Here is a 13,142-nt window from a genome sequence, read left to right on the forward strand (position 1 = left end):
TCGCGAACGGTTGGTTGGCGAAGAAGCGGTTCTTCGGGAAGGAAGTACAGAGGTGCTTTGGAGTCCAATTTGGATGTCTTGATTGCCGCGTTCAATGCGGTCGATTGATCGTCGGGGACTTGGTTGATAATTGTCGCGATCAGTTGAGCACCTCGGTCGACGAAACTTTCGTTTCCAATCAGCACCGATTGAACGCACTCATCGACCGAGCGATTTCCCATCGCGTAAACCGACAGAACACGGGAACCGATGTTCGCGGCGATGTCCGCGTTCAATTCGAATTCGAGTTCGGGTGCCAGGCCTTGGTAGCTGGTGCCTTCTACAACAACGAAGTCGGCTTTTGCTTCGAGCGTTTTGAATCGTTGTTGAATGAGTTGAATCAGATTGCTGTAGCGATCGTCGGCCAGCAATTGCCTGGCCTGGGTACGCGTGACGCCAAACATCTCATCGGACGGAGTGACGATCCCGTATCGAGATCGCATCATGCGGATGCTTTGGTCCTCGTCAGGGCCGACACGAACGACTGGCGAAAGAAAGCGACGCGACCGAATCGCCGAGCGGCCAGTTCCATCATGCCCAAGGCGACCATGCGTTTGCCGGTCGCGTTGCCATTGGTGCCGATGTAGATACTTCGTTGAATCACAGGTCTACCGTGCCGCAGTTTGAGTCGCCCATCCGAATCACGAAGTCGTCAACGTAGACGCCCCCGCAGACCGCGGCAACTGCGGCAGAAGCGACCTTCGCCGGACAGCCTAATTTCGGATTCCGATGAGAACCGGATCATGATCCGAACTGCGATAAGGATCGGCATGAAAGAGTTCGGCAGGGTTGTACTCTTGGTTGTAGTCCAAAGATCGTGGCTCATCAGCGTTGATGTGCCATGTTGCGACGCCGGAAACGTTGTTCGCCAATGCCTCGGTGGCGAAGGCATGGTCGAGGCTGCCGGACTGCCCGTAATAGACGTACGAATAGGGAGTCTTCTCATTGCCGGTTTCAGAGCTTTGCTCAAAGCGTGCCTGCAAATCCACCAAGCCATTGGCTCGCAAGACGTCGATCGGGTCCTCTTGTTGGTAGGCATTCAAGTCGCCGATGACGAGGACTCTTGGTTCTGTGCCATCTGACTTCAGCGAAACGATGTGTTCACAAATCGCCAAGGATTGAGAACGTCTTCCCGCGTTGAAGGCACCTTGCCCGTCACCTTTGTTTTTGTTGTCTGGTTTTGCGTCGCTTGCACCGCCCTTCGATTTAAAATGGTTGACGATCACCGTGAATGGTTCGCCTCCATCGTTTGTTTGGAAGGATTGTGAGATCGGAGTTCGGGCAATGTGAAAGGCGTCGTCGCGAATCATGGCGACATCGCCGTTGGGTGAAACTCGATCGGATCGATAGATAATTCCAACGCGGATCGCGTCCCGCCCACCTGGTGCATTTCGAAAGTCATCGGGCAAGCCACAGCCCTGGAAGGCTTCTTTGCCGATCGCTTTGTTCAACGCCGCAACGAGTCGTTTCTCAGCGTCGAGGTTGTTCTCGATTTCCATCAGACCGATGACATCGGCGTCCAACGCAACCATCGCGGAAACGAGTTTGGCTTCCTGGCGTTCCAGTTCTGCAGCGGAGTCCGCACCGCGAGCGTTGTTGTTTCCATTGTCGAGTGTGGTGAAGTAGTTCAGCACGTTGAAGCTGGCCACGGTCACATCCGCTTCACCAACGTCGGGGCGTTGCGGTCGCTCGGCGGCTGTCCATCGCAGAGGTTGATCTGCAACGAGAAGAAGTTTGCTGCCGGCCTGGACCATCTTTCCTGAGACGCCATGCAAGACCGATCCTAGCCGGACTGTCGCATCCGTTGTCCCCAAGTTCGGGAACAACAATGGTGGAAAGATGTTTTGGGTTGCCGGTCCATCATCGAGCGTGATGATGGCGGTGTCGTTGAATTTCTGAGCCTCGGTCACTTTGGCAACGTTGCTGCCGCCCTCAAAGGAGTTGGCACTCGGATCAACGTCGTTTGGGTCCACTCGGCTGGTCGGCACATACAACCGTTGGCGGGCCACGTTGATCTGTCCCCGGCGGACGAGATCGTAGGTGTCCACGATGACGAGGTCGCCTTCGATGGCGACCTTCTTTCCGACCAGCGATTGCCAATCAACCGAGTTCAAGTCGCCGCGAATGACGACTTCATCGGTGCTGGATGCTCGAGTCTCAGGCTGCTGCAAATCCGACGTGACGGTCAATGCTGAGGTATCGGGCGACTCTGGCGTTTCAAGCGTGGTGTCTACGGAAACGTCGGGTGCAGTTGCTGGTTTGCATCCCAATGATGTTAGCAAGCCAAACGTCAGCGAAGAGATTAGGGCGATTCGAATTGGATTGTTCAATTGATGCATGAATCGTAGAAGTGGCTGTAGCGGGAAGAGGGGAGCGGTCCTCACCCAATGATCTCCACGCTAGGGATTCTTTGAACATGATCTTCGAGATGGTGGTTCGCCTGTCAATCGTGATAAACGCTCTTAAGGAGGCTCTGGTTTGGCAAACGTTCTTTCTAAACCGATTCTTCATGGATCGTTCGCAGCCTCAAGCTTCTAGCCCGTAGAAAGCGAGCGTCGGTTCATCGAAAAATCAGGCTTTACCGAGGTTCGGGCAATTCGTCTTCCTTCGATTGTGGATAGGATGTTGCGGACCGCACACCTGGGAGCCATTCAATGCGAAGCGTTTTAATTTTTCTGTCCGCCAGTCTTCTGAGTGGTTTGCCCTGTTCGGTTGGGTTGGCTGAAAGACCGCACATCCTGTTCATCATGGCGGATGACATGGGATGGAAGGATTTGCACTGCCAGGGCAACGACGTGTTGCGGACGCCCAACATCGATGCATTGGCAGAATCAGGGGTGCGTTTCGACAACGCCTACGCGGCTTCCACGGTCTGTTCTCCAACTCGTGCGGCTCTGATGACGGGGCTTGCTCCCGCGAGATTGCACATCACTCAGCACGGGGCGGATAGCAATTCTTTCTGGCCGGAAGATCGATTGATTCAACCTCCGTCGACCAAACATGAATTGCCTCACGAAACCACGACGATGGCGGAGCGATTGAAGGCAGCGGGGTACACCACTGGATTCTTTGGCAAGTGGCATCTCGGCAGCGACAAAAAGTACTGGCCCACCGAACATGGTTTTGATGTCAACGTTGGCGGTTGCGGGCTGGGGGGACCTCCGACGTACTTTGATCCTTATCGAATTCCCGCGTTGCCACCTCGCAAAGAAGGCGAGTACCTGAGCGATCGTTTGGCCGATGAAACAATCGATTTCATGCGGCGTGAGAAGGACCAACCGATGTTCGTGTGCCTGTGGACTTACAACCCACATTATCCATTTGAGGCACCGGAGGATTTGATCGAACACTACAAAGGCAAAGAAGGTCCCGGCCTGAAGAACCCCATTTACGGCGGCCAGATCGAAGCCACCGACCGCGCCGTCGGACGCGTGCTGCGTGAGTTGGATTCGCTCGGCATCTCGGACGAGACCTTGGTGGTGTTCACCAGTGACAACGGTGGTTGGTCGGGTGCGACTGACAACCGACCGCTGCGAAAAGGAAAGGGGTATCTGTTCGAGGGCGGTTTGCGAGTGCCTTTGATCGTTCGCTGGCCTGGCGTGACCGAAGCGGCGACGGTGAATGCAACTCCTGTGATCAGCATGGATCTGACAGCAACCGTGTTGGATGCTGCAGGGGTCGGGCTTGCCGGCGATGAATCACTTGATGGCGAAACATTGCAACCGTTGTTCAGCGGTGGCAATCTGCAGCGTGATGCGTTGTACTTTCACTACCCACACTTCGCGTTTCACAAAGACAATCGTCCTGGTTCGGTGATTCGCAGCGGCCAATACAAGCTCATTCTCCGTCACGACGATGATTCCGCTGAACTGTATGACTTAAAGAATGATCTGAGCGAACGGAAAGATTTGGCCGCTGACAAACCTGAGATGGCTCAGAAGTTGAAGGGTCGCTTGACGGAATGGCTGGAGGAAACCGGCGCTGGGATCCCTGCAAAGCGATAGACAAGCTGTCTCTCGTTTCGCGGCAAGCTGAAGGCAGTTGTGTTGGGAACTCACGACATGCGATGGATCGCCTGACCTTCCATGAAAGACGGTGGGCGACGATGTTGGGTGTGTCTCCCTCTGTTTTTCAACTGCAACGATTTTTCAGGAATACTCCCGCGTGACGATCGCCATCGCTTTTTGTTGGGGTGTGTTCGTCATCGTGGCGATTCAGGCTGCGTTTTCACTGATTTTCGTCGTGTGGATGTCACGACGAGCCCGTTTGCCTGAGCAGAGCTTCACACCCAAGGCAGCGGTCATCCTGTGTCTTCGCGGGGCGGACCCGTTTTTGAAGCAGTGCCTGCGGAGCTTGCTCGACCAGGATTATCCCGAGTTTCAGTTGCAGGTGGTCGTGGACAGTCAAGAAGATCCTTCACGAGCCGTTCTTCGCGAATTCGAATCCGACGAACGAGTGCGGGTCAGTGTCTTGCGGGATCCACCGGAAACATGCAGCCTGAAGTGCGCCGCGATTGTTCAGGTGATCCGAGAGCTCGACCCATCGTTTGAGGTCGTCGCGTTTTGCGATGCAGACACGGTTCCACATCCAATGTGGTTGGCTGAACTGGCTGCACCGCTTCACGACCCAACGGTGGCGGTGACGACCGGCAATCGTTGGTACCAGCCTCAGGATCCAACTGGTGCTTCCTTGGTTCGGTACCTTTGGAACATCCCCGCCGCCATCAACATGATCGTCTTCCGGATCGCTTGGGGCGGCAGTCTGCTGATTCGACGGCAGTTGGTTGATGAAGCCGGTTTGTTGAAGAAATGGTCGCATGCTTTTTGCGAAGACACGATGCTCGATCGAGTTGTGCGTCGTCAGGGGTACCGACAGGTCTTCGTGCCCAACGTGATGGTCGTGAACCGGGAAACGTGCACCTTCTCTGATTTGATGAACTGGGTGCCTCGGCAATTGCTGACCGCGAAGCTTTATCATTCGAGTTGGCCAGCGACAGTCGGCTACGGCATCATTTCGTCGGCCATTCCGTTCCTCGCTGCCGTCGTCGCGATTGTGGGATGGATGCATTCTGATTGGGGATCGATGCGAGCCGCTTTCTTCGCGTTCATCGCCTTCGAGATTTCAAACGTGGTGTTGGTTTTGTTGTGTGAAACCAGCTTTCATCGAAGTGGATCCCACTGCGGCGCACCGACAAGTGGTTTGTCCACGGCGTCACTCGTGAAACTGCCGTTTTGGATTGTTGTCAGTCAGATCGTTTCACCGTTTTGGTTTTGCAAGTGCTTCTTCACGACCAAGGTGACTTGGCGCGGAATCGTCTATCACGTGCGAGGCGACAAGATTCAACGCGGGCCGCACACCTCGTATTCCGAACCCGCGCCAGAGACTCGATCGCTGTGATCGAACGGCAGTCTGGGGATGTTTGCAGAAGCTTCGTTGCAGGACAGGTTCTTTGATTGGGCGACTTTGCGGGTTAGGTGGTCCGGTCGGGAGATGCCGGTATTGCTGCCGGGGCGTGCTTACAACTCCGATAAACGTTCAGGTCCGGCAATCTCAAAGCATGCATCCGAGGACTCAGCGAACCACGAATGCGTACTTCGCGATCATTCGAATTGACTCACCATGCGATCGCATCGCTGCTGATCGCGTTGGTGACCACCAGTTTCCCGGGATGCCGGACGTGGCTCCCGCGTGCGCCACAGCAACCACGGATGACGGAATCAGATTGGTCGGCGATCTCACTTGAGAAACCCGTGGGGAAACCCGCCATTGGCCAGTCGAACCAACCGCCTGAGATCGCGACGGTTTCGCATCTCGAATCGGTGGGGCAGCGATCGCCGCCAACCGCCGACGAGTTTGATCAACTGACGCCTTGGCCATTGGCGTTGGACGAAGCGATCCAGTTGGCGCTCGGAAACAGCCAAGTCATTCGCGACCAAGGTGGCCGAGTGTTGTCGTATCCGGACATGGTACGCACGACGTTGGACCCGGCGGTGCTTCGCAACGATCCGAACCTGGGGCTCGACGCCAGCTTGTCCGCTTTTGACACCCAGTTCCAATCGAGTTTTGTTTGGAACGGCGATGGCAACTCAGTCAATTCCGCGTTCTCAAACGGCCAATTTGGTGTGTTTTCTCAGCCCGAGACGTTGGCAAGATTGGGTGTCGGCCGCATCTTGCCATCGGGAACTCAGGTGTCGATCGGCGGTATCGGTGGTTATGACGAGGAGCTGGCCGGTGGGCTGTATGCGGCTTATGGAGCAGAAGTTCGGCACCCGCTGATGCGAGGGTCGGGAACCGAGATCAACCAGATCGCAGGTCCTTTGGCCAAACCCGGTGTGTACCGAGGCATTCGGATTGCCCAAATCGATCACCAACAGGTCAGCCTCGAAGTCGAGCAAGCGGTCTCTGAATTGGTGCGAGATGTCTCGATCGTTTATTGGGAGTTGTTCTTCGCCTACCAAGATCTTGAGGCCAAGCGAACGGCGATGGAGAACGCTCGTCAAGCGTGGCAATTGGAGCAGCAACGCGTCGAACAACGAGTCAGTCCGCCTGATGTCGAAGCGTTGGCGAGACAGCAGTTCTATTCTGCCGAGGCCGCTGTTCGGAACGCAATCTGTGGCACGGTTCCAGGGCAAACCGGCGTCTACAACGTCGAGCTGAAACTGCGAACGTTGCTGGCCCTGCCGGCTTGCGGCGACCGGTTGATCCAACCCATCGGGCCTCCGCTGCAGGCACCGATTCGATTCGATTGGCATGAAAGTGATGCGCTCGCGCAAGGCAGCCGAATCGAGCTTCGAAAACAACAGGCGGTCATCACCAAGCGTGTGCTCGAAATCAAAGCCGCAAAGAACTTGCAACGTCCGCAATTGGATTTTATCGGCCAGTATCGACGACTGGCTGATGACCCGACCAATGACACCGAACTGTTTGACAGTGCGTTGCAAGGTTGGCAGGTGGGAGTCGACTACAGTCGGCCCGTGGCAAACCGACGAGAGAACGCGGCGGTTCGACATGCTCAACTTCAATTGCAACGAGAGCGAGCGATCGCCGAGGAACAACGCCGACAAATCTCGGCGCAGCTTCGCACCACGTTCATTGACCTGGATCGCGCTTATGGCACCATGAACTCAATGGCAAAGAGCCGCGAAGCGTCACAGATTCGGTTGGCTGCCCAGTCGCAACGGCATGCGGAAGGCGAGATTCAAGTGGAGGACGTGTTGGAAGCTCAGATCCGTGCCACGAAAGCGGAGACCGAGTTTCAACGCAGTGTGGTCGACTACAACCTCGCGTTCATCAAGGTCCACCACGCTCGGGGCACATTGTTGCAAGCGATGGGCGTGGGCTTTGGCCAGCCAACCTACGACGAATGTCGATTCGCGTTGAACTCAGCTTCGGTGTTTGCCCGGCCTGAGAAACTCGACAACAACATGACTGGCACTCGAATCGCCAGCCCATCGGCGACTCAGCGAAGAGCAATGCCGCAGCCGGGAACGTTTCGCTAACTCGTGTTGGGGCAACCGTCATTTGGGGCGACCGTTCGTGTCGGCTCGTCTACCGAAGCGTTTTGACCTTCGGAATGATTCTGGCCAGCGTGGTGCGTTTGACTTCGCCAACCACCACCGGTGAATCTGGGGCCAAGCCAGTTCCGATCACTTCGGTCTGCACGCCGTCGTCGATACCGACTTGAACCGAGATCGGACGGACTTTCCCGTCGCGGGACGGCACCCAAATGTAGGCGGTGTCGCCTTTGTCGGGGCCACTGGAATCAAGGCTTGGAGAGATCAAATCAGTGGCGATGGTCCGTTCCATCTGTTCCGATTCTGGCCACCACTGAAGAGCACCCGTGGGCACCAGCCAAGCTTGTTCACGCTTGGTGATTTCAAATTCGACGTCGGTGGTCATGTGTGGCAAGAGATTTAAATCGGTTTGATCAATCGCCACGATCACGTCGTAAGTCACGAAGTTGCCGTGCATCCGGGCGTTGAGCAAGATCTCTTTCACGTGACCCGTCATCACTTGGTCGCGATGGGCGTCAACGGTGAAGGTGACAGGTTGGCCTCGTTGGACTTTGCCGATGTCACTTTCGCTCACGGATGCCCGGATTTGCATTTGGTCCAGGTCCTTCGCCAATAGAAAGAGTCCCGGATGACCAACGCTGACGTACTGGCCCAGATTGGCGCGTCGGTCGATCACGATGCCGTCGATTGGGGAGCGGACGTTGGTGTTCTCCAGGCTCACTTTGGCGTGATGAACTTCGGCTTCGGCTTCCTCCAACTTGGCTTTGCCCACGGCGAGCATAGCCGTCGCCATTTCGTTGGCGGTGACGATCTCATCGTAGACACTTTGGGCATTGGTCGATCGCAGGCGGTTGGCTCGATCAAGGTTTCGTTGAGATTGTTGAAACTGTGCCTCCAGCCGAACCAAATCGGCATTGGCCAATCGGTAAGCGGCATTGGCCTTTTCCAAAGCAATCTCGTATTGCTGCGTGTCCAGTTGGAAGAGCACCGTGCCTTTGGCAACACGTGATCCAACACCGATGGATTTGTTTGGATCACGCGAGTCCATGCCGAAGCGGACGATCTTTCCGGCCACATCGGGCCCCACTTGGACAACTTCGTCGGGTTCGATGGTTCCTGTGGTGCCGACCGTGATGACCAGGTCTCGACGCTCGACATTGACGGTGCGTAGTTCCGGTAATTCGTTGCGTTGGCTGAACAGACGCAATCCGATTGCTGCCACAAGCAGGCAGCCAGCGGCAAGCGTACCAATCAACAGACGGGACGACAGCGAGTGTTTTCTAGCGGGGTGACTCAAGCGGTCGTTCCTTGCCTCGACAGGACTTTCAGTTCGTCCGTCAGTGATGTTTGCCACACCGTTGACGCCAGTGCCATTGGAGTCTTCGCTCGATCGCCAATGCATGGACCTACTCCATCGGCGTGCCTCCGTTTAGCAAAGTCGGTCCAGCGAACCAATAGCATTCGGGGGCCAAGATGGCTTCCTGCATTCAAAATCCGAACGAATGAACGCGAAAGGGGCTTTGTCGAGTCGCGGTTGCGTTCGCCGCCAAAGTTGACCTCGCCACGGTGTTTGCGTAGCTTGCTGCCGGTCGTTCTCAAAATGATTCGCCGACTATGGCCTCACTTTCAAATGTTCGCATGACTCTCCTTTACCTAGCGACATTTGCGTTTTGGGCACTCATCGGATTTGCCGCGGTCAATGCACTGTGCACGACGATCACTCTGGTGGCACTGTTTCGGCACCGCCGCGAGAGGTCCGATGACAGGGAACTGCCACGGGTTGCCATTTTGTTGTGCTTGCGGGGTGCCGATCCTCAATTGGCGGGCGGCCTGCGACGGTTGATGAATCAGCAGTACCCCGACTACGAAATATTCATTGTCATTGATTCCGAGACCGATCCGGCCTGGGGAGTCGTGAAACAGAGCGTTGACGACGCGGGCGGTAAGTCCGCCGCGTGCCAGGTTCACATCTCGACGCTTCGCCAGCGATTGGAGACGTGCAGTCTGAAATGCAGTTCGTTGGACCAGCTTTTGGATCAAATCGATAATTCGTTCGAGGTGGTTGTGCTTGCCGATTCCGATCTGGAAAGCCATCCCACTTGGCTGCGTGAATTGGTGGCTCCGCTGGATGACCCACGCGTCGGAGCTGCTTTTGGAAATCGATGGTTTCTTCCGGCCGCCGGTTGGATGGGATCGCTCGTACGCCAGGTTTGCAACGCGATCGGCGTCGTCACGATGCATCTCGGGCAAATTCCGTGGGGCGGTTCTTTGGCGATCCGAGCATCAGTGATTCAAGAAAGCGGATTGCGAGAGACACTGACCCGATCCATCGTCGACGATGGACCTGTCCGAGTGGCGTTGAGAGAACAGGGACTCAAGCTTCAATTTGTCCCCTCGTTGTTGATGGCCAATCGAGAAGACTGTGATCTGCGATTTGCTCACAACTTTCTCACTCGCCAATTGAAGTGGACGCAAACCTACATGAGCAGCCAATGGCCGGTCATGTTGGTTTACACCTTGGGCGTGCTTGGCATTTATATGGTCACCGTGGTGTTGGCCATTGTTTGTGCGCTCGCGGGATTCGTCGACGAGGCTATTTGGTTTGCGGTTGGCGCGGCAATCTACAGCGGGACGGTCATGACGCTCTGGTTTTTGTTGGACGTTGCTGCCCGCCGAATCATCCGTGCCCAGGGCGAGCCGGTTCCAGGATTCTTTGGTGTCCAATTGTTGAAGCTTCCCATTGCGATGCTGTTGGCGGTTGTCATTCATGTTTCCGCCATGGTTCGTGCGTCGGTTCTTCGACGCGTGATCTGGCGGGGTGTGACCTACGAAGTGCTCGGGCCCAACGAAGTCTATTTGTTGAATGAACAGGCGATGGAGGCATCTCTGGAATCAGCCAACGTGTCACTTTGAAACACGCATCACTTTGAGTTTTTGAGCTCCATCAAGAGCGACCTGATCGTGTGAACGATGCCTGGCCAAGCCTTGGGATGCCAACCGAATTGCATCGTCCGCAACAATGCTCGCGAAGCAATTTGCCAGTCGCCGGAATACAACGCTCGACCGAACAGTGTCATGTAAAGCTCAGTGGCGCGATGCTGTTCGGTTGATTGGAAACGCCCGGTCGACATCGCGTCGTTCCAAAATCGATCGACCGTTTGGACTGGTGCGGGCACCAGGCCGGTCCGCAGGTAGAAGCTGACTTGCTCGAGGAGTTGATCGGGATCAAGGGGCGGAGAGTGTTTGAGTTGTGACTCGGCGTTTGGACTTTTTTCAGAAAGGTAGTGCCGCCAAACGGAAAGCCACCACTGCAGCGAAGTGGTCAGCTTGTTTGAGGCAGACAGATCTCCGTCACCAAGCGTCTCAAAGGCACCGATCATCTGGTGGACGTCTTCCGGATCTGAACCTGCCGCTTCCGTCCAGCTTGCAAAGTGATACAAGCAATCGTGAGCGGTGTGTCGACGATCGTTCCTGGAATAGGATTGAGTTCGCTGAAGTTGCTGCGCGGCAGCGTCTGCGTTGCCAATGTGGAATAGATGCCAAGCCAGCCACATGCTGGAGTAGTATCGCACTGACCTTTCATTGCGACGGATCGAGGAAGGGACCGACGGATTCGAGTAGAACTTGTCCAGCACCATCGTGGCATATTTGACTTGCCCTGAACCGTTGCGGCGAATGGTGCTGAAAGGGTGCCGGCGGTAGCAGAGGGTGGCGGCCTTTTGCCATTGAAAGTTGCAGCCGGCCAGAGACAGTCGTAGCAGCAAATCGACGTCTTGGGATTGCCGCAGTTCGGGATCAAAGCCGCCGACCTTTTGCAACCACTCGCGGCGAAACAGCATCGCGCCGAGCTTGGCAGGTTTGTGGACCAACCAAGTGTTCAGGTCGAGTTTGGGAGCATCGATCCAAGGCTCAATCACTTTGGTCACGGTGCCTTCTGCGTCAGTGATCTTCCATCCACTGTGCACCGCACCCAAGTCCGGATTCGCGTCGAGGATCTTGGTTTGTTGGGAAACCTTGCCGGGCAGAAACCAATCGTCTGCGTCCAAGAAAGCGACATAGTCTCCGGTGGTCTCACGCAAGCCAGCATTTCGAGCGGCAGCCGATCCCGAGTTGGATTGCCGGATCAACTGGATGCGGTCCGAGAATTTCGTGAGCACTTCCGCTGTGTTATCCGTCGAGCCGTCATCGACCACGATGATCTCAGTGCGATCGGCGTCTTGATTGAACACGCTTTGCAATGCCTGCTCGATGTAGGCGGCATTGTTGAAGACCGGAATCACAACACTGATACGCGGACGTGATGTGTGGGGTGAATTCAAACGGCCTTCGCTGTCGTACGCCATGTTGCAGAAGGCCGCGAAGTGGTTGTCAAAGGGAGTGGAAGGAGAAGGTTGCGGACGGGTCACGATACCAATTCCACATTCGAAGGCCCAGTTGAGCAATCGGCGTGGGGGAAAGTGCGTGTGTGCTTGACGCAGTTATGCGACGCCGCATCAAGTCATTCCCTGGCGTCGGCAGTCGTCACCTTTGCCGATACATTGACAGCGAACGCCATCACCCGCGAACGAGTTTTCGAAAGCACCGAGATGAACAAAGGCCGCCTCGCGGTTTACGAATGGAATGCGTGGGAGCTGTTTTCGATCGGTGAATGGTGTCCCGATGCGTACCGGATCAAAGCTCATCCGGATGACGAAGTGGAGGACGTGCTCGATCGGTTGCCACCCGATACCACCGATTTCTTGCCGCACATCAATCTCAGTCGACAAGCGTTGTTCCCAAGGCGACGCAGCGAACTATTCGAGGCTCTTCAGAAGAAAGGCATTCGCACATGGAATGCCAACGTCACCGACATGACAAAGCGGTTTGTCCAGAGTGAGTGCCGGCGTCTAGGGCTTCCGACGACCGCGGCGACTCGGGGCGGGGACCCGGACGAGAAGCTGATTTTGAAATCCGATTGCAACCACGGTGGCCGGAACGAACGCCGGCTCGATTTGGAAACTCGCCGTCGGCTGGAATTGCCACCTGAATCGACGTTGATTGATGGCAGCTTGGACTACCCGGTTATGAAGCGTTCGGAATTGACCGATCAATGGGACGATCCAGGGCTCGTTGTGGAGCGGTTGATCGAAAACTCACAGGGCATCTACTATCGTGCCTACGCGATTGACAGGCGATTGGTGATTTCTCGCTTTGTGGCACCAAATTCCGACAATCGGATTCAGCGAATTGAAGATGCGAAAGCAAGACGCAATTTCTTGTACAGGGATTACACCCAACTTGTCGGTGCATCTGATTCAGGCGATGCCCTGCCTGCTCGTTTGAAATCCGACGTGGCTTCGTTCTTGGTTGGGATCCAACTCGACTTTGGTGCGCTCGATGTGGTCGAGGACAATGAAGGGAACTTCTACATCATTGATCTCAACATCACGCCGTACTGGGGCAAGCCAGGGCAACGCAAAATGACGAGGTTTCTCCGCGGGGAATTGTCGCTGCGAGAGAAACTTTCAAAACGAATGGCTCGATGGATTCCCGGGTGTTGTTCCGAAGCTAAACGGCAAACCTAAATCACGACTTGGTCGACTCTCTTTT

Annotated in this window: 10 protein-coding genes; 5 read left to right on the forward strand and 5 right to left on the reverse strand. The window is 55.6% G+C overall.

The genetic code is table 11. The features are described 5' to 3' along the window. The 3 genes from B2R17_RS18820 to B2R17_RS18830 all read right to left on the reverse strand — a co-directional run. The coding region (locus tag B2R17_RS18820; protein ID WP_286765170.1) for an AAA family ATPase at nucleotides 1–485 on the reverse strand (485 nt) is incomplete at its 3' end. After that, nucleotides 482–643 carry a hypothetical protein gene (locus tag B2R17_RS18825; RefSeq protein ID WP_286765171.1) on the reverse strand — a complete coding sequence of 54 codons (162 nt, stop codon included), beginning with the start codon at nucleotides 641–643 and terminating at the stop codon, nucleotides 482–484. The genes B2R17_RS18820 and B2R17_RS18825, both read right to left, overlap by 4 nt. Nucleotides 644–752: 109 nt before the next feature. Further along, the gene (locus B2R17_RS18830) at nucleotides 753–2,369 is read right to left on the reverse strand and encodes an ExeM/NucH family extracellular endonuclease (RefSeq protein ID WP_286765172.1); all 1,617 of its coding nucleotides are present in this window, start codon (nucleotides 2,367–2,369) and stop codon (nucleotides 753–755) included. Nucleotides 2,370–2,693: 324 nt separating this feature from the next. Between B2R17_RS18830 and B2R17_RS18835 the strand changes: the two genes are divergently transcribed. The 3 genes from B2R17_RS18835 (at nucleotide 2,694) to B2R17_RS18845 (ending at nucleotide 7,538) form a co-directional block, all read left to right on the forward strand. Beyond that, on the forward strand, nucleotides 2,694–4,043 hold the full coding sequence (locus tag B2R17_RS18835) for a sulfatase (RefSeq protein ID WP_286765173.1): 1,350 nt from the start codon (nucleotides 2,694–2,696) through the stop codon (nucleotides 4,041–4,043). A gap of 160 nt (nucleotides 4,044–4,203) precedes the next feature. Continuing rightward, nucleotides 4,204–5,436, forward strand: coding sequence for a glycosyltransferase (locus B2R17_RS18840; RefSeq protein WP_286765174.1), 1,233 nt, complete (start codon nucleotides 4,204–4,206; stop codon nucleotides 5,434–5,436). 188 nt (nucleotides 5,437–5,624) lie between these two features. Next, a complete protein-coding gene (locus tag B2R17_RS18845) occupies nucleotides 5,625–7,538 on the forward strand; it encodes a TolC family protein (protein WP_286765175.1) in 1,914 nt (637 codons plus the stop codon). A gap of 49 nt (nucleotides 7,539–7,587) precedes the next feature. On the opposite strand, the gene B2R17_RS18850 is transcribed toward B2R17_RS18845, so the two are convergent. Further along, complete coding sequence (locus B2R17_RS18850; RefSeq protein WP_286765176.1) at nucleotides 7,588–8,955, reverse strand: efflux RND transporter periplasmic adaptor subunit; 1,368 nt, start codon at nucleotides 8,953–8,955, stop codon at nucleotides 7,588–7,590. Nucleotides 8,956–9,191: 236 nt separating this feature from the next. On the opposite strand from B2R17_RS18850, the gene B2R17_RS18855 reads away from it, so the two are divergent. Beyond that, on the forward strand, nucleotides 9,192–10,466 hold the full coding sequence (locus tag B2R17_RS18855) for a glycosyltransferase (protein WP_286765177.1): 1,275 nt from the start codon (nucleotides 9,192–9,194) through the stop codon (nucleotides 10,464–10,466). 8 nt (nucleotides 10,467–10,474) lie between these two features. Here B2R17_RS18855 and B2R17_RS18860 read toward each other — a convergent pair whose 3' ends face one another. Beyond that, on the reverse strand, nucleotides 10,475–11,959 hold the full coding sequence (locus B2R17_RS18860) for a glycosyltransferase family 2 protein (protein WP_286765178.1): 1,485 nt from the start codon (nucleotides 11,957–11,959) through the stop codon (nucleotides 10,475–10,477). A 180-nt stretch (nucleotides 11,960–12,139) separates the two neighbouring features. Between B2R17_RS18860 and B2R17_RS18865 the strand changes: the two genes are divergently transcribed. Then, the gene (locus B2R17_RS18865) at nucleotides 12,140–13,117 is read left to right on the forward strand and encodes a hypothetical protein (protein ID WP_286765179.1); all 978 of its coding nucleotides are present in this window, start codon (nucleotides 12,140–12,142) and stop codon (nucleotides 13,115–13,117) included. The last annotated feature ends 25 nt before the right edge of the window (nucleotides 13,118–13,142 follow it).

The organism is Rhodopirellula sp. UBA1907 (assembly GCF_002337565.1).
Lineage (GTDB): Bacteria > Planctomycetota > Planctomycetia > Pirellulales > Pirellulaceae > Rhodopirellula > Rhodopirellula europaea.